24 protein-coding genes are annotated in these 19,618 nt (G+C 70.4%); 13 read left to right on the top strand and 11 right to left on the bottom strand.

Going from position 1 to position 19,618, the window contains the following annotated elements; genetic code table 11:
• Positions 1-392 precede the first annotated feature (392 nt).
• Positions 393-1,025, bottom strand: coding sequence for a uracil phosphoribosyltransferase (gene upp, locus F1C12_RS11315; RefSeq protein ID WP_185275115.1), 633 nt, complete (start codon positions 1,023-1,025; stop codon positions 393-395).
• Between the two features lie 54 nt (positions 1,026-1,079).
• Here upp and tadA point away from each other — a divergent pair, with 54 nt between their 5' ends.
• A complete protein-coding gene (gene tadA, locus F1C12_RS11310) occupies positions 1,080-1,547 on the top strand; it encodes a tRNA adenosine(34) deaminase TadA (protein ID WP_258045851.1) in 468 nt (155 codons plus the stop codon).
• A gap of 10 nt (positions 1,548-1,557) precedes the next feature.
• Here tadA and F1C12_RS11305 read toward each other — a convergent pair whose 3' ends face one another.
• Both F1C12_RS11305 and F1C12_RS11300 read right to left on the bottom strand, forming a co-directional pair.
• Positions 1,558-2,259, bottom strand: coding sequence for a glutamine amidotransferase (locus F1C12_RS11305; RefSeq protein WP_185275114.1), 702 nt, complete (start codon positions 2,257-2,259; stop codon positions 1,558-1,560).
• Complete coding sequence (locus F1C12_RS11300) at positions 2,256-3,218, bottom strand: cation diffusion facilitator family transporter (protein WP_185275113.1); 963 nt, start codon at positions 3,216-3,218, stop codon at positions 2,256-2,258. Before F1C12_RS11300 ends, F1C12_RS11305 begins: the two co-directional genes overlap by 4 nt.
• 22 nt (positions 3,219-3,240) lie before the next feature.
• On the opposite strand from F1C12_RS11300, the gene proC reads away from it, so the two are divergent.
• Complete coding sequence (gene proC / locus F1C12_RS11295) at positions 3,241-4,089, top strand: pyrroline-5-carboxylate reductase (RefSeq protein ID WP_185275112.1); 849 nt, start codon at positions 3,241-3,243, stop codon at positions 4,087-4,089.
• Positions 4,090-4,097: 8 nt separating this feature from the next.
• On the opposite strand, the gene F1C12_RS11290 is transcribed toward proC, so the two are convergent.
• Both F1C12_RS11290 and F1C12_RS11285 read right to left on the bottom strand, forming a co-directional pair.
• Positions 4,098-4,769, bottom strand: a complete 672-nt coding sequence (locus tag F1C12_RS11290; RefSeq protein ID WP_185275111.1) for a potassium channel family protein — start codon at positions 4,767-4,769, stop codon at positions 4,098-4,100.
• Positions 4,762-6,198 (bottom strand): TrkH family potassium uptake protein, encoded by a 1,437-nt coding sequence (locus F1C12_RS11285; protein ID WP_185275110.1) that lies wholly within the window; start codon positions 6,196-6,198, stop codon positions 4,762-4,764. Before F1C12_RS11285 ends, F1C12_RS11290 begins: the two co-directional genes overlap by 8 nt.
• A gap of 77 nt (positions 6,199-6,275) precedes the next feature.
• On the opposite strand from F1C12_RS11285, the gene F1C12_RS11280 reads away from it, so the two are divergent.
• The 5 genes from F1C12_RS11280 to F1C12_RS11260 all read left to right on the top strand — a co-directional run bounded on the left by F1C12_RS11280 (position 6,276) and on the right by F1C12_RS11260 (position 7,794).
• A complete protein-coding gene (locus F1C12_RS11280; protein ID WP_185275109.1) occupies positions 6,276-6,692 on the top strand; it encodes an ArsR/SmtB family transcription factor in 417 nt (138 codons plus the stop codon).
• A gap of 61 nt (positions 6,693-6,753) precedes the next feature.
• Positions 6,754-6,984 (top strand): helix-turn-helix domain-containing protein, encoded by a 231-nt coding sequence (locus F1C12_RS11275; RefSeq protein ID WP_185275108.1) that lies wholly within the window; start codon positions 6,754-6,756, stop codon positions 6,982-6,984.
• Positions 6,985-7,052: 68 nt separating this feature from the next.
• The gene (locus F1C12_RS11270; RefSeq protein ID WP_003792170.1) at positions 7,053-7,151 is read left to right on the top strand and encodes a 30S ribosomal protein bS22; all 99 of its coding nucleotides are present in this window, start codon (positions 7,053-7,055) and stop codon (positions 7,149-7,151) included.
• A gap of 80 nt (positions 7,152-7,231) precedes the next feature.
• Positions 7,232-7,498: a glutaredoxin family protein gene (locus F1C12_RS11265; protein WP_219732606.1), complete on the top strand. Its 267-nt coding sequence runs from the start codon at positions 7,232-7,234 to the stop codon at positions 7,496-7,498.
• Entirely contained in the window at positions 7,495-7,794 is a 300-nt protein-coding gene (locus F1C12_RS11260) for a Dabb family protein (RefSeq protein ID WP_185275106.1), read from the top strand. Before F1C12_RS11265 ends, F1C12_RS11260 begins: the two co-directional genes overlap by 4 nt.
• 62 nt (positions 7,795-7,856) lie before the next feature.
• On the opposite strand, the gene F1C12_RS11255 is transcribed toward F1C12_RS11260, so the two are convergent.
• From F1C12_RS11255 to F1C12_RS11245, 3 genes are all read right to left on the bottom strand, one after another.
• Complete coding sequence (locus tag F1C12_RS11255; protein WP_185275105.1) at positions 7,857-8,558, bottom strand: GntR family transcriptional regulator; 702 nt, start codon at positions 8,556-8,558, stop codon at positions 7,857-7,859.
• On the bottom strand, positions 8,558-9,253 hold the full coding sequence (locus F1C12_RS11250) for a GntR family transcriptional regulator (RefSeq protein WP_185275104.1): 696 nt from the start codon (positions 9,251-9,253) through the stop codon (positions 8,558-8,560). The genes F1C12_RS11255 and F1C12_RS11250 overlap by 1 nt, the downstream gene beginning before the upstream one ends.
• Before the next feature lie 130 nt (positions 9,254-9,383).
• Positions 9,384-9,770 carry an SHOCT domain-containing protein gene (locus F1C12_RS11245; RefSeq protein ID WP_374939528.1) on the bottom strand — a complete coding sequence of 129 codons (387 nt, stop codon included), beginning with the start codon at positions 9,768-9,770 and terminating at the stop codon, positions 9,384-9,386.
• A gap of 106 nt (positions 9,771-9,876) precedes the next feature.
• On the opposite strand from F1C12_RS11245, the gene F1C12_RS11240 reads away from it, so the two are divergent.
• Positions 9,877-11,799, top strand: a complete 1,923-nt coding sequence (locus tag F1C12_RS11240; protein WP_185275103.1) for a hypothetical protein — start codon at positions 9,877-9,879, stop codon at positions 11,797-11,799.
• 64 nt (positions 11,800-11,863) lie between these two features.
• Positions 11,864-12,718, top strand: coding sequence for a PPK2 family polyphosphate kinase (locus tag F1C12_RS11235; RefSeq protein ID WP_185275102.1), 855 nt, complete (start codon positions 11,864-11,866; stop codon positions 12,716-12,718).
• Positions 12,719-12,725: 7 nt separating this feature from the next.
• Here F1C12_RS11235 and F1C12_RS11230 read toward each other — a convergent pair whose 3' ends face one another.
• The gene (locus F1C12_RS11230) at positions 12,726-14,009 is read right to left on the bottom strand and encodes an isochorismate synthase (RefSeq protein WP_258045850.1); all 1,284 of its coding nucleotides are present in this window, start codon (positions 14,007-14,009) and stop codon (positions 12,726-12,728) included.
• A gap of 124 nt (positions 14,010-14,133) precedes the next feature.
• On the opposite strand from F1C12_RS11230, the gene F1C12_RS11225 reads away from it, so the two are divergent.
• The 4 genes from F1C12_RS11225 (at position 14,134) to F1C12_RS11210 (ending at position 18,970) form a co-directional block, all read left to right on the top strand.
• Positions 14,134-15,333 (top strand): demethylmenaquinone methyltransferase, encoded by a 1,200-nt coding sequence (locus tag F1C12_RS11225; RefSeq protein ID WP_258045849.1) that lies wholly within the window; start codon positions 14,134-14,136, stop codon positions 15,331-15,333.
• A gap of 21 nt (positions 15,334-15,354) precedes the next feature.
• Complete coding sequence (locus tag F1C12_RS11220) at positions 15,355-16,413, top strand: polyprenyl synthetase family protein (protein ID WP_185278913.1); 1,059 nt, start codon at positions 15,355-15,357, stop codon at positions 16,411-16,413.
• 18 nt (positions 16,414-16,431) lie between these two features.
• A complete protein-coding gene (locus tag F1C12_RS11215; protein ID WP_185275101.1) occupies positions 16,432-17,814 on the top strand; it encodes an FAD-dependent oxidoreductase in 1,383 nt (460 codons plus the stop codon).
• 73 nt (positions 17,815-17,887) lie between these two features.
• Positions 17,888-18,970 (top strand): alpha/beta hydrolase, encoded by a 1,083-nt coding sequence (locus F1C12_RS11210; protein WP_185275100.1) that lies wholly within the window; start codon positions 17,888-17,890, stop codon positions 18,968-18,970.
• On the opposite strand, the gene F1C12_RS11205 is transcribed toward F1C12_RS11210, so the two are convergent.
• Together F1C12_RS11205 and F1C12_RS11200 are read right to left on the bottom strand one after the other, a co-directional pair.
• The gene (locus F1C12_RS11205) at positions 18,876-19,364 is read right to left on the bottom strand and encodes a YajQ family cyclic di-GMP-binding protein (RefSeq protein WP_185275099.1); all 489 of its coding nucleotides are present in this window, start codon (positions 19,362-19,364) and stop codon (positions 18,876-18,878) included. The two genes, F1C12_RS11210 and F1C12_RS11205, sit on opposite strands and share 95 nt — an antisense overlap.
• A 104-nt stretch (positions 19,365-19,468) precedes the next feature.
• Complete coding sequence (locus tag F1C12_RS11200) at positions 19,469-19,612, bottom strand: hypothetical protein (protein WP_185279113.1); 144 nt, start codon at positions 19,610-19,612, stop codon at positions 19,469-19,471.
• Positions 19,613-19,618: the final 6 nt, after the last annotated feature.

Raw genomic sequence — 19,618 nt, 5'->3', positions numbered from 1 at the left:
CCTTCGGTGATGATGATGCGTCCGGACCCGGGTGCGGCTGTTCCTCGAGGATGAGAGGAGGATGCGCCGGAGACGGGTTTTCCGGTGTGACGAGGTGTCCCTGTTCAGAAAGGGACTGATGCGCGGGTGCGTTCGTGTGGCGCGCCCGGGGAGCTGTACCCGGAGCCGACGCTCGTCTGCGTCGGAGGGAGACCGCTCGGCGAAAGGGTCGTCAGATTAGCGACACATTCGGCAACACATGACCGAGTCGCGGCCGGGCATCATCATGCCGGCATCCCCAGGGGCCTCGAAGGAGGTCAGGGTGCGCGAGTTGTCAGTCATGTTGAGAAGTAAACCGTCCCGTGACACGTCGTGTCAAATCGTTACGGATTGTTGCAGAGGCTTCGGAGACTCTACACAGTGCCGTACAAACGGTCTCCAGCGTCGCCGAGACCGGGCACAATGTATCCGTTCTCGTTCAACCGCTCGTCCAGGGCGCCGAGCACGATGGTGACATCGCGGCCCTGGGTCGCCTTCTCCAGGGCCTCCAGGCCCTCGGGCGCGGCGAGGATGCAGATGGCCGTGACATCGACGGCGTTGCGGCTGAACAGGAAGTCGATCGCGGCGCCCAGCGAGCCTCCGGTCGCCAGCATCGGGTCGAGCACGAAGCACTGCCGGTCGGAGAGGTCCATCGGGAGGCGCTCGGCGTACGTGGTCGGCTCGAGGGTCTCCTCGTTGCGCGCCATGCCCAGGAAGCCGACCTCGGCGGTCGGCATCAGCCGGACCATGCCCTCCAGCATCCCGAGGCCCGCGCGCAGGATCGGCACGACGAGCGGACGCGGCTGGCTGAGCGTGACGCCCATGGTGGTGGTCACCGGGGTCTGGATCTCGACGGGCTCGACGCGCACGGCGCGGGTGGCCTCGTACGCCAGCAGGGTGACGAGTTCCTCGGTCAGCGCCCGGAAGACAGGCGACGGGGTCTCCTTGTTGCGGAGCACGGAGAGCTTGTGGGTGATCAGGGGGTGGTCCGCTACGTGCACTCGCATAGGCTCAAGGCTAGCCGAACCCGCCTCCGACGAGGACCCCAGCCAGGAGCAACCGTGACCCTTCCCGTGCCCGCCGACTACGAGCGGTGGATGCGCCGTGCCGTCGCCGACGCGCGGCTCGCCTTCGACACCGGGGACGTGCCGGTTGCGGCGCTCGTGCTGGACGAGGACGGCGAGGTCATCGGAACGGGACGCAACGAGCGCGAGCTGCACCGCGACCCGACCGCGCACGCCGAGGTCCTGGCGCTTCGAGCGGCCGCGGCGACCCGCAGCGACTGGCATCTGGAGGGCTGCACGCTCGTCGTGACGCTGGAGCCGTGCGTGATGTGCGCCGGAGCCGTGCTGGCCGCGCGCGTCCCGACCGTGGTGTTCGGGGCGTGGGACGAGAAGGCCGGAGCCGCTGGCTCGGTCTACGACGTGCTGCGCGACCGGAGGCTCAACCACCAGGTGTCGGTGTACCCGGGCGTGCTCGCCGAGGAGTGCGCCGACCTGCTGCTCGACTTCTTCCGCGCGAAGCGCTGACGGGCGGGGGCTAGCGCGGCAGCGCCTCCAGCCACTCCGAGAACGCGGCGCGGGAGGCCTCCTGCATCCGGGCGGAGTACTGCGCCCGGTCCTCGCGCATCGCCTCCGGGTCGATCGCGTGCTCGTCCAATTCGTTGTACCCGTCCGCGACCCACTTCTCGTGCATCTCGTCGGTCACCTCGGGATGGAACTGGACCGCCAGCGCGAAGCCGCCGATCGCGAACGCCTCGTTCGAGTAGTCGCTGGACGACGCCAGTCGCGTCGCCCGCTCCGGCAGCTCGAACGTGTCGCCGTGCCACTCCACCACGGGCACGCCGTCGAAGTGCCGGATCGGCGACGTCGCCCCGGCCTCCGTCGGCTCAACGCGGCGGAAACCGATCTGCATGGTGTCGCCCTTGTAGACGCGCTCGCCGAGGGCGCCGGCCATGAGCTGCGCGCCCAGGCACACGCCGAGCGTCGGCCGCTCCGCGTCGAGACGCGCGCGCAGCAGGTCCTGTTCGGCGGAGAGGAACGGGAACTGCTCGGTCTGGTACGCGCCCATCTCGCCGCCGAGCACGACGACGAGGTCCGCGTCCTGCGGGTCGAGGGCGGACACGTCCTCCGTCGTCACGTCGACGATGCGCAGGTCGTAGCCGTGCTCCACGAGCACGGGACCGATGTTGCCGAGGTGGATGGACGGGTCGTGCTGCAGGATCAGCGCGGTGCGGGTCACTCGAGTCCTTTGACGATGATGGTGTCGGTGGCGGGGTGCTGCTCGTTGGGGTCGACCCAGACGTCCGGCTCGATGTAGATGACCCGTGCGACGGGGACGGCGTCGCGGATCCGGCGCTCGATCGTGTCGATCGCGGCCGAGACCTCCAGCATGTTCTGCTCGCCCGCGACGGCGAGCTTGGCTCCCACGAGCAGTTCGTCCGGCCCCAGGTAGAGCGTGCGCATGTGGATGATGCGCTCGACCTCGTCGCCGGCGAGGATCGCCTTCTCGATGGCGGCGACGTCGACGTCGGAGGCGCCCTCGCCGACCAGCAGGCTCTTGGTCTCGATGCCGAGCACGATCGCGACCGCGACCAGCAGGAGGCCGATCAGGACGGTTCCGATGCCGTCCCAGACGCCGTTGCCGGTGATGATCGTGAGCCCGACGCCGATCAGCGCGAAGACCAGACCGGTGAGCGCCGCCACGTCCTCCAGCAGCACGACCGGCAGCTCGGGGGCCTTCGCGCGCCGGATGAACTGCGGCCACGACATCCCCTTGCGGAGCGGGTTCGACTCGTGGACGGCCGTGCGCAGCGAGAACGACTCGAGGCCGATCGCGATGAAGAGCACCAGCAGCGGCAGCCACCAGTTCTCCAGCGGGTGCGGATGCGTCAGCTTCTCCACGCCCTCGTACAGCGAGAAGACGCCGCCGACCGAGAACAGGATGATCGAGACGACGAACGCGTAGACGTAGCGCTCCCGGCCGTAGCCGAAGGGGTGCTCCTTGTCGGCCTTCTTCTTGGCCTGGCGTCCGCCGAGCAGCAGGAGCAGCTGGTTGCCGGAGTCGGCGACCGAGTGCACGCCCTCCGCGAGCATCGAGGACGACCCGGAGAACGCCCACGCGATGAACTTGGTCAGGGCGATCCCGAGGTTGGCGGCGAAGGCCGCGACGATCGCCCTGGTGCCACCTTCTGCGCTCATGACCTCATCCTAGGATGGGCCCATGAGCGACACGAAGAACGTCACGCTGCCCACCATCGCGATGCTCGGAGCGGGCTCGATGGGGCGCGCCATCCTCTCCGGGCTGACCGCGCCGGGAGTGAAGGTCGACGGCGGCATCCGGGTCACCAACCGGTCGAAGAAGCGCGCCGCCGAGCTCGCCGGTGTGCCGGGCGTCACCGCCTTCGCGACCGAGGAGGACGGCGACGCCAACCGCGCGGCGGTCGACGGCGCCGAGCTCGTGATCGTCGCCGTGAAGCCGGGGATGGTGCCCGACCTGCTGCGCGAGATCGCCGACTCGCTGACGCCCGGCGCCATCGTGGTCAGCGTGGCGGCCGGCGTCACGATCGCGAAATTCGAGTCGCTGCTGCCGAAGTCCGTGACCGTCGTCCGCTCGATGCCGAACACGCCGGCGGTCGTGGGCAAGGCCGTCACCGGCATCAGCCCCGGCACCCGCACCGAGCCCGACGACCTCGCGCTGGTGCGCGCGCTGTTCGAGACCGTCGGGGAGGTAGTGGAGGTGCCGGAGTCGCAGCTCGACGCGCTCAGCACCATCTCCGGCTCCGGCCCGGCGTACGTGTTCTTCCTGGTGGAGGCGCTGACCGCTGCGGCGATCGGAAAGGGCTTCACGCCCGAGCAGGCCCGCACGCTGGTCAACGGCACGTTCCTCGGCGCCTCCGAGCTGCTGGTCTCCTCCGGTGAGGATCCCGCCGAGCTCCGCCGCCGCGTCACCAGCCCGAACGGCACCACCGAGCGCGCGATCGGCGTGCTGGCGGAGGCCGACCTCCCCGAGCTGTTCGCGCGCGCGACCGACGCCGCCCTGGCCCGGGCGCGCGAGCTCGCCGGCGAGTAACCGGCCGATTACGAGTCGAGCGCCGCGAAGCGCTCGATATCGCCGGAGGTGCCGGAGACGATGATGAGGTCGTGGTTGGAGACCACCGTGTCCGCCGTCGCGTAGGTGAACGGCTTGCCCGGGCTCTTCACCCCGACGACGGTGATGTTGTGCTTGGTCCGCACGCCCGACTCGGTGAGGTTCAGCCCCCGGATCGGCTTCGGCGGGTACATCTTCACCAGCGCGAAGTCGTCGTCGAACTCGATGAAGTCGAGCATCCGACCTGACACCAGGTGCGCGACGCGCTCGCCGGCCTCCGCCTCCGGGTAGATCACGTGGTTGGCGCCGATCCGCTCCAGGATCTTGCCGTGCGACTGCGAGATGGCCTTCGCCCAGATCTGCGGCACGTGGAGGTCGACCAGATTCGCCGTGATCAGCACGCTCGCCTCGATCGACGACCCGACGGCGACCACCGCGATGGAGAAGTCCTCTGCGCCGATCTGGCGGAGCGTCTCGATCGAGCGGGCGTCCGCCTGCACCGTGTGGGTGACGCGGTCGGCCCACTTCTGCACCAGCCCGGCGTCGGTGTCGATCGCCAGGACCTCCCGGCCCAGCCGGTCGAGCTGCCCCGCCGTCGCCGCGCCGAACCGGCCGAGGCCGATCACGAGGACGGGCGCGTTGTGCTTGATCCGGTCAACCAACGAGCGGCCTCTCCTCGGGGTTCTGGTAGAGCTGCTTGCGCTGGCTCTGCGCCAGCGCCGCGGCGAGAGTCACTGTACCAACGCGGCCGCAGAACATCGTGGCCGCCATCACGTAGACGCCGGGGTCGGGCAGATGCTCCGTGAGGCCGGTCGACAGGCCGCAGGTCGCGAACGCGGAGATGACGTCGAAGAGCACGTGGTCCAGCGGCGCCTTCGTGATCTGCAGGATGAGGATGCTCGACACCGCCACGATCGTCGCGCCCCACAGCGCGACCGCGACCGACAGCCGCAGCACGTCGATCGGGATGCGGCGCTTGAACGCGTCCATCGACTCCACACCGCGGGCCTCGGCGAACGCCGCGAGGAACAGCACCGCGAGCGTCGTGACCTTGATGCCGCCCGCGGTGGAAGCCGACCCGCCGCCGATGAACATCAGCATGTCGGTCACCAGCAGGCTCGACCCGTGCAGGTCGGAGATCGGGATGGTGGAGAAGCCTCCCGAGCGGCTCATCGTCGACAGGAAGAAGGACTGGAACACCGTGTGCCCGGCGTCCAGGTGGCCGAACGTCTTCGGGTTGTCGTATTCGAGCACGATGTAGAGCACCGCGCCCGCGACCAGCAGGATCACCGAGGTCAGCAGGGTGAGCTTGACGTGGATGGACCAGCGCCGTCGCCGCTTGCGCAGGTTGGAGGCCAGCGCCAGGATCACCGGGAAGCCGATCGCGCCGAGGAACACGCCGATCATCAGCGCGCCGAGGAACCAGTAGTCCTCCACGAACGGCGTCAGGCCCTCGGTGTTCGGCGCGAAACCGGTGTTGGTGAAGGCCATGGCCGAGTAGTACAGGCTCTCCCAGATCGACGTGCCGACGTCCATCCCGGCGATCAGCATCCGCGGGAACAGCAGGAGGGCGACGCCGCCCTCGATGACGACCATGCTGATCGCGACGGTGCGCAGCAGCTTGCCGACGTCGCCGAGCCGCACCGCCTGGCCCTCGGCGACCGGGCCGGCGTGGATCCGCAGCGGGTTGCTGTCGCTGGCGGCCATCAGCTTCGCGCGCAGCCCCAGGCGGCGCGAGACGATCATCCCGAGGATGCTCGCCATCGTGAGCACGCCGACCGCTCCGACCTGCACGCCGATGTAGACGAGCAGGTGGCCGAACACCGACCAGTGCGTCGCCATGTCGACCGTCGAGAGGCCGGTCACGCAGATGACGGATACGGCGGTGAACAGCGAGTCGGCCAGGCCGGTCCACGTGCCGGACGCCGAGGAGACCGGCAGCGAGAACAGCAGGGTGAAGACGAGGATCAGGAGGGTGAAGACGAGGATCGCGAACCGCGACGGACTCCGCTGGGCGAAGCCGTTCAGCGCCGCCCGGACACGTCCCCCCGCGGCAGCGGGCCCGCGCCGAACCGGCTGCGTCGTGCGCATCGTCCGTTCCTCCCGACAGCTTCGGATCGACAGCTTCGGACATGGTACTCCGACACCCGTACGACTAGCCTGGTGCAATGGCCGACATCTTCGACGTGATCGCCGACCCGACTCGGCGCGACATCCTCAAAGTGCTGCTCGACCGCAACTCGGATGACGCGCGCCCCGCCGGGGAGATCTCGGTCTCGGAGATCGTGGCCACGCTGGAGCTCAGCCAGCCCACCGTGTCCAAGCATTTGAAGGTGCTGCGCGAGGCCTCGCTGGTGTCGGTCCGCGAGGAGGGACAGCACCGGTACTACCGGATCGACCCGACGCCACTGGAGGCCGTGGAGGACTGGATCATCCCGTTCACCGCTTCGGACGTCGACCTGTCCGCCTACTCGGTGCAGCTCGCCGACGAGACCCGCGAGTTCGCCAGCACGGTGGGCAAGGTGCTCGCGGACACCCGGCGCCGGGTGGAGCGCGTCACTCCGAAGAAGTGGCGCAGGGACTAGAGTTCCCTAGTTCCCCGTCGTCACGACCCGAGTACGATGACGGGCAAGAAAGGGACACCGCATGGCTCACGATGGAGGCTCGAACGCTCTTCGCGAGGTGCGCTTCCTGACGGTCGCCGAGGTGGCCGACATGATGCGCGTCTCCCGGATGACCGTCTACCGGCTCGTCCACTCCGGTGAGCTTCCGGCGATCCGTTTCGGCCGGTCGTTCCGCGTTCCGGAGTCCGCCGTGGCGCAGACGCTGGAGGCCGTGCGGCCGCATCTGGACGGCGGCGTCGCGGACTCGGCGTGAAGTCGGGTAGACTGTCTCCTTGTGTCGCCGCGTACTCCGCGGCAAACCCCTAACTTTGTGAGGTCTACGTGGGTTCCGTTATCAAGAAGCGTCGCAAGCGTATGGCGAAGAAGAAGCACCGCAAGCTTCTTCGCAAGACGCGCCACCAGCGTCGCAACAAGAAGTAGACCTCAGCGTCTGCTGCTCGAGCGCCGGTCCGTGAGGTCCGGCGCTTTCTGCTGTCCGCATGCGGGCTAGGCTGGATGCCGTGTCCACCGTCACCGTCACGCTCATCGGCAAGCCGGGCTGTCACCTGTGCGACGACGCACGGGAGGCGATCCGCTCGGTGATCGACGGCCTCCCCGCCGGCGCCCCCGAGGTGCGCGTGGAGGAGCTCAGCATCCTGGAGGACGCCGGGCTGCACGAGCGCTACGTGGAGGACATCCCGGTCGTGCTCGTGGACGGCCGGCAGCACACTTACTGGCGCGTCGACCAGGCGCGCCTGCGCACCGCCCTGCTGGAGGAGGACCGTTGACCCTGCGTCACGTCGTCATGTGGAAGCTCGCGTCGACCGTGGAGGCGGAGCGCGCCGACCAGGCCGCCCGCATCAAGGCCGGGCTGGAGTCGCTGCCCGCGGTCGTCCCGGAGATCCAGCGCTTCGAGGTGGGGCTCAACTCCCTGCCGGCGAATGAGTTCGACATCGTGCTCGTGAGCGACTTCGCGGACGAGGCCGCCCTGCAGCGCTACGTCGAGCACCCCGAGCACGAGAAGGTCGCCGCGTACATCCGGTCGGTGGTCTCCGGCCGGGCCGCCGTCGACGCCGAGTACTGAGCCCGAACGCACGTGTGCCCGGCGCCTGAGACAGGCGCCGGGCACGGACGTGCGGGTCCGGATCAGACCACGGGGCTCTCTTCGATGTCCTCGTCGCTGCGGCGGTAGTCCGAGAGGAACTGCGCGAGCGTCGGCGCGAACAGAGCGCGCACCAGGTCACCGGCCTTGTCGCCGTCGTGCGCCTTGGCGGCGTCGTGGATCTCCGTGACGCGGGCGGGCAGCTCGTCGGTGTCGAACGGGCGCTTCCACACGGCGACATAGCGCAGCACCTGCGGGCTCAGGCCCTCGCTGATCGCGAGCAGCACGTCGTTGCCGCTGTTGCGCTCGAACTCCACGAAGAAGTCGTTCACCGCGCGGCCGAGGGCCGGGAGGTTGTTCGACTTGGCGGCCTTGCGGATCTCCTTGACCGCCTTGTCCTGACGGCCGAGCGCGGCGTTGTCGAGGTTCGGGACCGAGGTGCGGGCCGCGTACTCGTGCAGGAGCCCTGTCGTGTAGATCGCCTCGTCGATGGCGCGGAGGTCGATGGGCGCGACGCGCGTGTAGCGGTTCGGCGCCATCTCGACCAGGCCGATGTCGGCCAGCTTCATCAGCGCCTCGCGGATCGGCGTGCGGGAGACGCCGAGCCAGGCCGTGAGCTTTTCGTCCAGCAGGGTCTCGCCCGGCTCGAGGGTGCCGTCGAGGATGCCCTCGTAGAGGCGGTTGTAGACGACATCGCGCAGGAGCTGGCGCTCGACGGGTGCGGAGTCTTTGACGGGGAGCGGCATCAGCGCCCCTCCTTCCCAGAGAGTGCGGCCTTCGTTCCGAACTCGTCCACCACGGTGACGAGCCCCTTGTTCCAGAAGTCGGACACGCCAGCGGCGGCCTTGGCGCCGTTGCCGGCGACGGCCGCGGCGACGGCGGACGCGAGGTGCGGCGCGCCCTTCGTGAACGCCTTCGAGGACGGCGCAGCGATCAGCGCCCGGCGCACCTCGGGGAGGTGGCGCGTGAACAGCTTCGCGAGCGTGCGATTGTCGAGGCGGCGCAGGAAGACGTTGACGAAGCCGTCGGTGAGCACGCGCTCCTTGACGAGCTCTGCCATCCCGTCGCCGTCCCCGAACCGCTCCGTGAAGGCGCGGAGGGCGTCCTTGTCGTCCTCGGTGAGGAGCGGCGTCGCGTCGCGCACGATTCCGGTGAGGAGGCTGCCGACGGTGTCGATGAGCGCGCGGAGGCGTTCGGGGTCGATCGGAGTGACGCGGGTGCGCTTCTGCGGCATGATCTCCACGAGCCCCATGGCCGCGAGCTGGTTCAGGGCTTCGCGGACGGGCGTGCGGGAGACTCCGACCCACTTCTCGATCTCAGCGTCGTAGAGCTGCTCTCCGGGAGTGAGGTCCCCGTCGACGATGGCGTCGAGGAGACGAACGAAGACTTCGTCTCTGATGAGCCGTCGGGGACTGACGGCCTCTGCGATGGGTACAGGCATACATGAATATTACATCCACCTGAGTCGAATGCAAGGCCATCGCGTGATGAAGTTAGGCGTGTCGTATCGCAGGATAGCCTGAGTCGCCCTCAAAAGCGCCTGAGTCGTGGCCGAAGACCTCCGGTCGCCGTCAGAAACGGTTGCCGAGCGCCTTCGCCTTCAGCGCGTCGAACTCGTTCTGGCTGATCACGCCCTTGTCCAGGAGTGCCTTCGCCTGCTCGATGTCGGCGGCCGGCGTGGCGGACGGTGTGGGATGCGTGTAGTAGTCCGTGTCCTCCGGGACGGTGCGCCGGTCCCGCGCGTTGCGCTCGGCCATGCCGCGTCCGCGCGCGATCAGGTAGACCAGCGCGGTGAGGAAGGGCACGAAGATCAGGAAGATCACCCACACGGCCTTCCACCAGCCGTTGAGCTTGTCGTCGCGGAAGAGGTCGACCAGGATCGTGAACAGCACCATCAGGTAGGCGACGAAGGCGAACGCCCAGAAGATCAGCCAGATGAAGTTCCAGAAGCCGTTCACGATGTGCTCCTCTCGATCGGTGTGCACAACGTAGCGGTGCCGCGGCGCACCTGGCTAGACGGCAGTGCGCGGACGCCGTGGCAGGGGTCGCGGTTAGGCTGACCGCATGCTCAGCCAGCTGCCCCCTCGTGTATGGCGGGGGAGGACCCCCGGCGGCTGGGCGGGGCTCGTGGCCGGTCTGATCGTGGGCGTGCCGGTCGCGCTCGCGGCCGGGCTGGCGCTCCTCGCGCTCGGGATCGTCGCGGTCGTCGTCGCTGCGGTGGCCGGCCTCCTGGCGCTCGCAGCCGAATGGGTCTGGTACGCCGTCCAGAGCGGGACGCGCGAACGCTACCCGTTCCGGGTGCCCGCGCCGCGGCGCCGCCGAGCCAGACGGACGGTGCTCAGCAGCCTCTACCTCACGGCCGCGCCCCGGCTCACCGGCGGCCTCGCACGCGCCGCCGGCTGGGTGCTCGCGCCGCTCGCCCTCCTGATCGGGCTGGTGGGGATCGTGCTCCCGCGCTGGCGTGCCCGGCCCTACCTGGCGGTCTTCACCCTCCCGGCGCTGCTCCGCAAGACGGTCGGACTCGGGCGTAGGCGCGGGCTGCTGCGCGACGGGCACGACGCCGTGCTGCTCGGCTACGACGACCTCCTGGAGCGGCGGTTCCCGCTCCTGCACGACTTCCTCACTTGGTGGAGTGACCAGAGCGCCGGCGACGTCTACACGCCGACGCCCGGCCTCCCCGACGTGCCGGCCGGGCTGCTCGGCCTGGAGCTCGGGCCGTCCCCCGACCCGCTCGGGACGCCCGGGCTCGCCGCCGGCGCGATGCGCCGCCGGTCGGTGCACACGCTCCGCGACCTGCTGCTGAGCCAGCGCGAGATCGACGACCTCTGCGACCCGGACCTGGACGAGCGCATCGACACCGCGGTCATCCGGCTGGTGGAGCGCGAGCACGAGGGCGTGCGGCACTGGATCGTGCAGTTCCCGAGCACCAAGTCCTGGCATCCGCGGCCGGGGATCGCGCCCAACGACCTGACCGCCGACCTCGTGATCGGCGCCGAGCGCGAGGCGACCATCACCCGGGCCGCACTGGAGACGATGCGGGAAGCCGGCATCCGGCCCGACGAGCCCGTCGTGCTCTCCGGGTTCAGCCTCGGCGGCATGGTCGCGGCGCAGATCGCGGTGCGCGCGCACGCCGCGGGCTTCGCCGTGACGCACCTGGTCGTCGCCGGCACCCCGCTCGGGCGCCTGCCGATCCCGCCCGGCATCCGCACGCTGGCGATCGAGCACGTGCTCGACCTCGTCCCGCGCATCGACGGCCGCGAGAATCCGGTGCGGCTGGACCTCGACGGCTCGCGCGTGCTCGTGACCGTCAAGGCCGGACCGGCTCTCGCCCCCGGCTTCCGGCTCGGCGCACTGCACCAGGCCATCGCGTACGCCGACACCGCGGGCGCCATCGAGACCGACCCGCCGGACGCCGCCGTGGCCGCACTGCTGGGCGAGCTCCGGCCGTTCTTCGGCGACGGCCAGCGCGTCCACGACCGCGCAGCGCTCCGGGCCGGGAGCCTGACCGCGCAGGCCGCCGTCCCGCTGTACCTGCACTCCACCGTGGAGGAGGGCATCACGCGCGGCGCCCTGCGCCAGTCGCTGCGCAGGCTCCCCGGCGTCTACGCGGTCGACGTGTACCAGTCCCGCGGCGGCCTCGCGACGACCATCCTGTGGAGCGCGGACGTGCTGGTGCGTGCGCTCGAACCGTGGCTGGCGCCCACCCGGCGCACGGCGATCTACCGCGGCCTGCTCTCGCTGCTCGGCCGCCGCCGCGCGGTCGGCATCCACCTGCGGCTGCAGGCGCGCGAGACGCCGGGCCTCACCTGGGAGGCGACGCTTCAGCGGATGCCCGACGGGCGCTGGCGCGAGACGATCGACGTGATCGTGGACGACCGGGCACGGCCGGCGGATGTGGCCCGGCTGTTCCCGGAGGGAGTGAGGACGCGGGTGCTTCTGCACCGGCCGGACGCGTTCGAGCCGGTGCTCGACGCGGCAGGAGTGTGATCGCGCCGTACGATCGGCGGTACGGTCCACCGACGGACGGTGCGACCCGGGCGAGGAGGCGACGATGGGACGCGAGACGTTTTGGGCTGAGGACCCCGACCCGCTGCTGCGCGTCGGCGGAGGTTTCGCGCTCGCCGCCGCCGACACCCGCGGGACGCCGGGATACGACGGCAGCAAGAAGGACGGCGTGACGGCACTCGCCGAGGGCGCCGCGATCCTCGCCGACCTGCAGGAGCGCCTGTTCGCGGCCGGGACGCTCGGCGACAAGCGCAGTGTGCTGCTCGTGCTGCAGGCGATGGACACCGCGGGCAAGGGCGGCATCGTGACCCACGTCGTCGGGCAGATGAACCTGGGCGGCGTGCGCTACGCGGGCTTCAAGAAGCCGACGCAGGTGGAGCTCTCACACGACTTCCTCTGGCGGATCTGGAACCACGTGCCCGCAGCGGGGGAGGTCGGCGTCTTCGACCGCTCGCACTACGAGGACGTCCTGATCGGCCGGGTCCGCAGCCTCGCGCCGGAGGAGGAGATCGACCGCCGCTACGACGCGATCAATGAGTTCGAGCTGGAGCTGGCGGAGTCGGGGACGACGATCGTCAAGGTGATGCTGCACCTGAGCAAGAGCGAGCAGAAGAAGCGCCTGGCCGACCGGCTGGAGCGCGTGGACAAGCAGTGGAAGTACACGACGGGGGACGTGGACGAGCGGCTGCTCTGGGACAGCTACCAGGACGCCTACCAGGTCGTGTTCGACCGCACCTCGACGGCGTATGCGCCCTGGTACGTCGTCCCGGCCGACCGCAAGTGGTACGCCAGGCTCGCGGTGCAGCACCTCCTCATCCACGCCCTGGAGGACCTGGAGCTGGAGTGGCCGGCGCCGGACTACGACCTGGAGGTCGAGCGGGCGCGGCTGGCGGCGAGCTAGCGCGCGCTCAGCCGAAGGCTTCGACGATCGGGCGGAACTTCATGGTCGTCTCCGCGTACTCCCTCGCCGGGTCGGAGTCCGCCACGATGCCTGCGCCCGCGTAGGCCGTCAGGTCGCCGGTCTCCTCCAGCTGCGCGCAGCGCAGGGCGATCGCCCACTCGCCGTCGCCGTCGCCGCCGACCCAGCCCACCGGGCCGGCATACCGCCCGCGGTCGAACGGCTCCAGCTCGCGGATGAGCGCGAGCGCCTCCGGCGTCGGCGTCCCGGCCACGGCCGCGGTCGGATGGAGGGCGTCCGCGAGATCGAGCGAGCTCGACCCGTCGCTGAGCGTGCCGGCGATGTCGGTCGCGAGGTGCCAGAGGTTCGGCAGCTTGAGGGTGAACGGCTCGTCGCTCGCGGCGAGGTCCGCGCTGTGCGGGCGGAGCGCGTCGAGCACGCTGGACACGGCGAAGCGGTGCTCGCCCTGATCCTTCGCCGAGCCCGCGAGGGCCAGCGCCGAGGCGCGGTCGCTGTCGGCGTCGCGGCCGCGCGACATCGTCCCGGCGAGCACCCGGGCCGTCACCGTGCTGTGGTGCACGCGCACGAGCGTCTCGGGGGAGGATCCCACCAGACCGTCGACGGCGAACGTCCAGCAGTCCGGGTAGCCGAGGGCCAGCTCGACCAGCGCCCGGCGGACGTCGGACTCGAGCGGCAGGTGCGCGGCCAGCTCCCGCGCCAGGACCACCTTGGAGAGGTCGTGCTCGCGGATCCGTTCCACCGCGGTCGCGACGGCCGACTCGTAGCCGCCCTCGTCCAGCCCGGCCGGGAGGAGGCTGAGCCGGTACTCGTCGCCGAACGCGATCGGCCGCGGCAGCTCGTTCCGCTCCGCGGCGCCGCTGCGCGCCCTGGGGTCGTCCAGCGGCGTGATCCGGGTGATCCAGCTCCGCCCGCCACGGCGCCCGAGGACGATCTCCGGCACGATCAGGACACTCGTGGCCGAGCTCTCGTCGTCGAACGCGAAGGTCCCGAACGCGACCAGGCCGGTGCCCGGCGTCCGCACGGAGTCCGTGATCGTCGCGGCCTGGACGGTCGCCCGCCAGGCAGCCGACGCCTGCCGGATGCGCTCCGGCCCGCGGAACTCGAGGCGCAGCGCCTCGCCGATGCCGGCGATCCCTTCGCCTTTGCGGATCCACACCAGGGGGCGGCGGGAGTCGAGGAACGGAACGAGATGCCGGACGTCGTCGAGGGGGGTGGTCTCGACCGACAGGGCGGTCACGCCCGTAGCCCGGCGGGTGGTCGAGGGTGCTGTCACCGGACCAGCCTACGCCCGGGCCGCTGGGGGCCGGATGCGCGGCGGCTGGGCGTTGGCCCGGTGCGGCATGGGCCGGCGAGGCCCCCGAAATGCACGGCATGTCGGCGCAGCCTAAGCTGGGGGGGTGAGTAAGGCCGACCTCCGCAAGCAGCCCTCCCAGGTCGCCGCCATGTTCGATGAGGTGTCGACCCACTACGACCGGACCAACACGGTCCTCTCGATGGGGAACGCGACGCTGTGGCGGCTGGCGACGACCCGAGCCGTCGGGCCGCGCGCCGGGGAGACGATCCTGGACGTCGCGGCCGGGACCGGCACGTCCAGCGCCTCGCTGGCACGTAACGGGGCCAGCGTGGTCGCCGCCGACTTCTCCGAGGGCATGATCGAGGTCGGCAGGCGCAGACAGGCCGGCAACCCGTTCATCACGTTCGTGCAGGCGGACGCCACGGCGCTGCCGTTCGAGGACGACACGTTCGACGCGGTCACGATCTCGTTCGGCCTGCGCAACATCGTGGACCCGCGGGCGGCGCTCGCCGAGTTCTACCGGGTGACCAAGCCGGGCGGCCGGGTCGTTGTGTGCGAGTTCTCCCAGCCTCCGGTCGCCGCGATCCGCGCGGGCTACGGCGCGTACCTCCGCTACGGGATGCCGGTGCTGGCCCGGGTGGCGAGCTCCAACCCCGCGGCGTACGAGTACCTGATGGAGTCCATCGAGGCGTGGCCGAACCAGCCCGCGCTGGCATCGTGGATGCGCGAGGCCGGCTTCGAGCGCGTGGCCTGGCGCAACCTGACCGCGGGGATCGTGGCGCTCCACCGCGGGTGGAAGCCGGTGGAGGCGGAGGAGCCCGCCGAAGCCCAGAAGCCGGCGGCCGAGAAGGCGACCGGTGAGAAGCCCGCTCCGAAGAAGCCGGCCGCGAAGTCTGCGACCACCACGGCGAAGGAGCCCGCGGAGGCGAAGCCCGAGACGTCCGCCGCCGCGAAGGCACCTGCGGCGAAGTCCACCACCAAGCCCGCTGCGCCCAAGCCCCCCGCCGCGAAACCCGCGGCAAAGCCTGCTGCGGCCAAGTCCACCGCGGCCAAGCCCGCTGCCGCCAAGCCCGCCGCGATTAAGCCCGCTGCGACTAAGCCCGCTGCGGCCAAGCCCGCGGCCGCCAAGCCCGCTGCTGCCAAGCCCGCCGCGACCAAGCCCGCGCCAGCGAAGTCCGCGACGCCGGCCACCCGCAAGCCCACCTCCGGGTCCGCCACCTCCGGGTCCGCCGCGAAGTCGCGATCCGGCCGCCCCGTCGGCTCCGAAGACTCGACGTCCGCCGTCCCATCCGAGGGGGAGTAAGTGCCACGTAGCGTTCCGGCCGTGCGGCGACCCGCGTCGCTCAGCAGCCAGCTCGGCCTGACCGAGCGGATCTTCATCCGCGGCGAGGACCGTCAGGTCGCCAACGCCGTCGACGACGGCCTCGCGCAGGTCGAGGAGGCGCTGCACCGCGAGATGCGGTTCGCCGACAATCTCGCCGACGTCACCACCCGCTACCTCCTGGAGGCCGGCGGCAAGCGCGTGCGTCCGATGCTCACGCTCCTCACGGCGCAGCTCGGAGACGGCAACACCCCGCGTGTCCTGCAGGCCGCCCAGGCCGTCGAGATCACCCACCTCGCCTCGCTCTACCACGACGACGTCATGGACGACTCGCAGATGCGCCGCGGTGTGCCCACGGCCCAGTTCGTGTGGGGCAACTCCGTCGCGGTGCTCACCGGCGACCTGCTGTTCGCCCGGGCCAGCAAGCTCGTCTCCGCACTGGGCGAGCGCGCCATCCAGCTGCAGGCCGACACGTTCGAGCGCCTGTGCCTCGGCCAGCTCCACGAGACCATCGGGCCGCAGGACGGCGAGGACCCGATCGCCCATTACATCCGCGTGCTGGAGGACAAGACCGGCTCCCTCATCGCCGTGGCCGCCCAGATGGGCGTCGCGTTCTCGAACGCCGACACCGCCTACGAGCAGCCCGTCGTGACCTTCGGTGAGAAGATCGGCGTCGCGTTCCAGCTGATCGACGACGTCATCGACCTGTCGTCCGTCGGCGTGGCCGAGACCGGCAAGACCCCGGGCAACGACCTCCGCGCGGGCGTCGCCACCCTCCCCGTGCTGAAGCTGCGGCAGCGCGCCGACGCCGACCCGGAGGCGCGCGCCCTGCTGGAGCGTCTCGAGCGCGACGTCATGGGGACGGCCGAGGAGGGCGAGATCACGCCGGAGGCCACCGCGGCGATCGCCGCGCTCCGGGAGCACGCGGTCACGGCGGAGACCCTCGAGGAGGCGCACCGCTGGGCTCGGGAGGCCGTGGAGGCGCTCGAGCCGCTGCCCGACGGCCCCGTGAAGAAGGCGCTCGTGCGGTTCGCCGACACGATCGTCGAACGTTCGAGCTGAGCACGAAGGAATCAACGCATGACCAAACTGCGACTGGCGATCGTCGGCGCCGGCCCGGCCGGGATCTACGCCGCTGACATCCTGCTCAAGGCGGAGCGCGGCTTCGACGTCTCGATCGACCTCTTCGAGGCCCTTCCCGCGCCCTACGGGCTGGTGCGCTACGGCGTCGCCCCCGACCACCCGCGCATCAAGGGCATCATCACCGCGCTGCGCGAGGTGCTCGACCGCGGTGACATCCGGATCTTCGGCAACGTCACCTACGGCGTCGACATCACCCTCGACGACCTCAAGAACCACTACAACGCCGTGATCTTCGCGACCGGCGCCGTCCACGACTCCGCCCTCGACATCCCGGGCATCGACCTCGGCGGCTCCTACGGCGCGGCCGACTTCGTGAGCTGGTTCGACGGCCATCCCGACGTGCCGCGCACCTGGCCGCTGGAGGCCGAGTCCGTCGCGGTGATCGGCAACGGCAACGTGGCGCTCGACGTCTCGCGCATCCTGGCCAAGCACGCCGAGGACCTGCTGCCGACGGAGATCCCCGACAACGTCTACGAGATCCTGAAGAACTCGCCGGTGACCGACGTCCACGTGTTCGGGCGGCGCGGCCCGGCGCAGGTGAAGTTCACGCCGCTGGAGCTGCGCGAGCTCGGCGAGCTGCGCGACGTCGACATGATCGTCTACGACGAGGACTTCGAGTACGACGAGCACTCCAAGGACGCCATCGCCAGCAACAAGCAGGTCATGGTCATCGACCGCGTGCTGCAGCAATGGCGGCAGCGCGAGGTCGGCGCGGCCTCCCGTCGCCTGCACCTGCACTTCTACGCGAAGCCGCTGGAAGTGCTCGGCGACGAGGACGGCAACGTCCGCGCCATCCGCTACGAGCGCACGGAGTCCGACGGCGCGGGCGGCGTGCGCGGCACCGGCGAGATCCGGGAGCTCGAGATCCAGGCGCTCTACCGCGCGGTCGGCTACTTCGGGTCGCCGCTGCCCGGGATCCCGTTCGACAAGAAGCACGGCGTGATCCCGAACCACGAGGGCCAGGTGCTGCGCAACCGCGACAACGAGCGCATGTACGGCGTGTATGCGACGGGGTGGATCAAGCGGGGCCCGGTGGGCCTCATCGGTCACACGAAGTCGGATGCGATGGAGACGATCAAGCATGTGATCAACGATCAAGGCAACTGGTGGTCTCCCGCCGACCCCTCCGAGGAATCTGTGGAGAACCTGCTTCGCGAGCGGGGTGTGGAGTACACGAACCTGGACGGCTGGCACAACCTCGACGCGCACGAGCAGGCGCTCGGCGCCGAGCGCGGACGCGCCCGCATCAAGGTCGTGCCGCGCGACGAGATGCTCCGCGCGTCGAACGGCGCCGCCGTGGAGGCCACCGCGGCGGAGTAGGTCCGTCCGGCGGACGCCTCTCGCGACCGACACCCTCTCGCATCCGGCCCCTCCGGTCTGGCACGCTGGAGTCATGGTGGGCCCAGCGGAGTGGCGCCCCGACGTCCTCGGCGCCGGGTTCCAGCAGGCGACGCTCCCGCTCGGCCACGACGCGGAGGGGGAGGTCGTCGCGACGCTCGTGCGCTACGAGCCGTGGCCGCACCTCGCCGACCTCCGGCCCGGCCGCCCCGCCGAGGACACCGATGTCCTGTACGTGCACGGCTGGTCGGACTACTTCTTCCAGACCGGCCTCGCGCGGTTCTGGCACGACCAGGGCGCGCGCTTCTTCGCGCTGGACCTGCGCAAGTACGGCCGCAGCCTCCGGCCCGGCCAGACCCCCGGGTTCGTCGACTCGCTGGACACGTACGACGCCGACATCGAGGCGGCTTTGAGCGCAATGGGCCACGCGGAGGGCGAGCGCGCGCACCGCCGGCTGATCCTGCTCGGCCACTCGACCGGCGGCCTGACGCTGAGTCTCTGGGCGGATCGGCATCCTGGCCGGGCGTCGGCGCTCATCCTCAACAGCCCGTGGCTGGAGTTCCAGGCGCACTCGGCGGGCCGGGCGATGCTCGCGCCGCTGGTCGACCTCCAGTCCCGGATCGAGCCGAAGGCCGCGATGCCGAACGTCGACCTCGGCTTCTACACCCGCTCGGTGTCGCGGACGCTGGACGGCGAGTGGGACTACGACCTCACCTGGCGGCCGGTGCGCGGGTTCACGGTGTATCCGGCCTGGCTCACCGCGGTCCTCGCCGGGCACACCCGCGTCGCGGCGGGGCTGTCGATCGACGTTCCGGTGCTCACGCTGCTGTCGGCGCGCTCGACGCTGCTGCCGTACTGGACGCCGGACATGTTGAGCTCGGACGTCGTCCTGCTCGTGCAGGACATCGCCGTGCGTGCGCTGCGGCTCGCACCGACCGTCACGGTCGCGCGTATCGACGGCGCCCTCCACGACGTGTTCCTGTCGCGCGAGCAGGCGCGCGTCGAGGCCTACGGGCAGGTCGCGCGGTGGCTGCGCGGGGCGCTCAGCGGAAGTTCACGAACTGCAGGGCCACGTCCAGGTCGGCGCCCTTCAAGAGGGCCATTGTCGCTTGGAGGTCGTCCCGGCTCTTCGAGCTGACGCGCAGCTCGTCGCCCTGGATCTGCGACTTGACGCTCTTGGGCGCCTCGTCGCGGATCAGCTTGTTGATCTTCTTGGCGGCGTCCTGCTCGATGCCGTTCTTCAGCCCGACCTCGATGCGGAACTCCTTGCCCGACGGGAACGGCTTGCCGGTGTCGAGCGATTTGAGGGTGATGCCGCGCTTGATGAATTTGGACTCGAGGACCTCGAGCACGGCCTTCACCCGCTCCTCGGTGTTGGCCTTGAGGAGCACGGACTCGCCGCTCCACTCGACCGAGGCGCCGACGTTCTTGAAGTCGTAGCGCTGCTCGACCTCCTTGCGGGCCTGGTTGACGGCGTTGTCCGCCTCCATCTTGTCGACCTTGCTGACGACGTCGAACGAGGAGTCTGCCATGGTGCTGTCCCTTCCCGCGCACGGGTCCGGCGAGCGGGAGCCGGCCGGACACCCTCCAGTCTACGGGCGGGTCGGTCTATGGGCGGGGCGCGGTCGCTCGCCCGTCAGGCCGTCTGCTGGAGCTCGGCGTAGTAGGTGACGTGGCAGCCGTCGCCGCTGCACTCGACGCAGAGGGCGATCTCCTCGGTGTGCTGCTGCGGGTCGGCGCCCGTTCCGTCGCACCGTTCGCAAATCTCCAACGTTCTCATGCCCAC

The organism is Leifsonia shinshuensis, assembly GCF_014217625.1.
Taxonomy (GTDB): Bacteria; Actinomycetota; Actinomycetes; order Actinomycetales; family Microbacteriaceae; genus Leifsonia; species Leifsonia shinshuensis_A.
This window is presented reverse-complemented; position numbering and strand designations above follow the sequence as displayed.

Bases quoted from the DNA above. Each gene is read 5' to 3' on its own strand.
- F1C12_RS11280 (WP_185275109.1), top strand. From the start codon at position 6,276: ATGGCCGACATCTTCGACGTGATCGCCGACCCGACTCGGCGCGACATC.
- upp (WP_185275115.1), bottom strand. From the start codon at position 1,025: ATGCGAGTGCACGTAGCGGACCACCCCCTGATCACCCACAAGCTCTCC.
- F1C12_RS11275 (WP_185275108.1), top strand. From the start codon at position 6,754: ATGGCTCACGATGGAGGCTCGAACGCTCTTCGCGAGGTGCGCTTCCTG.
- F1C12_RS11205 (WP_185275099.1), bottom strand. From the start codon at position 19,364: ATGGCAGACTCCTCGTTCGACGTCGTCAGCAAGGTCGACAAGATGGAG.
- F1C12_RS11250 (WP_185275104.1), bottom strand. From the start codon at position 9,253: ATGCCTGTACCCATCGCAGAGGCCGTCAGTCCCCGACGGCTCATCAGA.
- F1C12_RS11235 (WP_185275102.1), top strand. From the start codon at position 11,864: ATGGGACGCGAGACGTTTTGGGCTGAGGACCCCGACCCGCTGCTGCGC.
- F1C12_RS11215 (WP_185275101.1), top strand. From the start codon at position 16,432: ATGACCAAACTGCGACTGGCGATCGTCGGCGCCGGCCCGGCCGGGATC.
- proC (WP_185275112.1), top strand. From the start codon at position 3,241: ATGAGCGACACGAAGAACGTCACGCTGCCCACCATCGCGATGCTCGGA.
- F1C12_RS11240 (WP_185275103.1), top strand. From the start codon at position 9,877: ATGCTCAGCCAGCTGCCCCCTCGTGTATGGCGGGGGAGGACCCCCGGC.
- F1C12_RS11300 (WP_185275113.1), bottom strand. From the start codon at position 3,218: ATGAGCGCAGAAGGTGGCACCAGGGCGATCGTCGCGGCCTTCGCCGCC.
- F1C12_RS11255 (WP_185275105.1), bottom strand. From the start codon at position 8,558: ATGCCGCTCCCCGTCAAAGACTCCGCACCCGTCGAGCGCCAGCTCCTG.
- F1C12_RS11210 (WP_185275100.1), top strand. From the start codon at position 17,888: ATGGTGGGCCCAGCGGAGTGGCGCCCCGACGTCCTCGGCGCCGGGTTC.
- F1C12_RS11200 (WP_185279113.1), bottom strand. From the start codon at position 19,612: ATGAGAACGTTGGAGATTTGCGAACGGTGCGACGGAACGGGCGCCGAC.
- F1C12_RS11285 (WP_185275110.1), bottom strand. From the start codon at position 6,198: ATGCGCACGACGCAGCCGGTTCGGCGCGGGCCCGCTGCCGCGGGGGGA.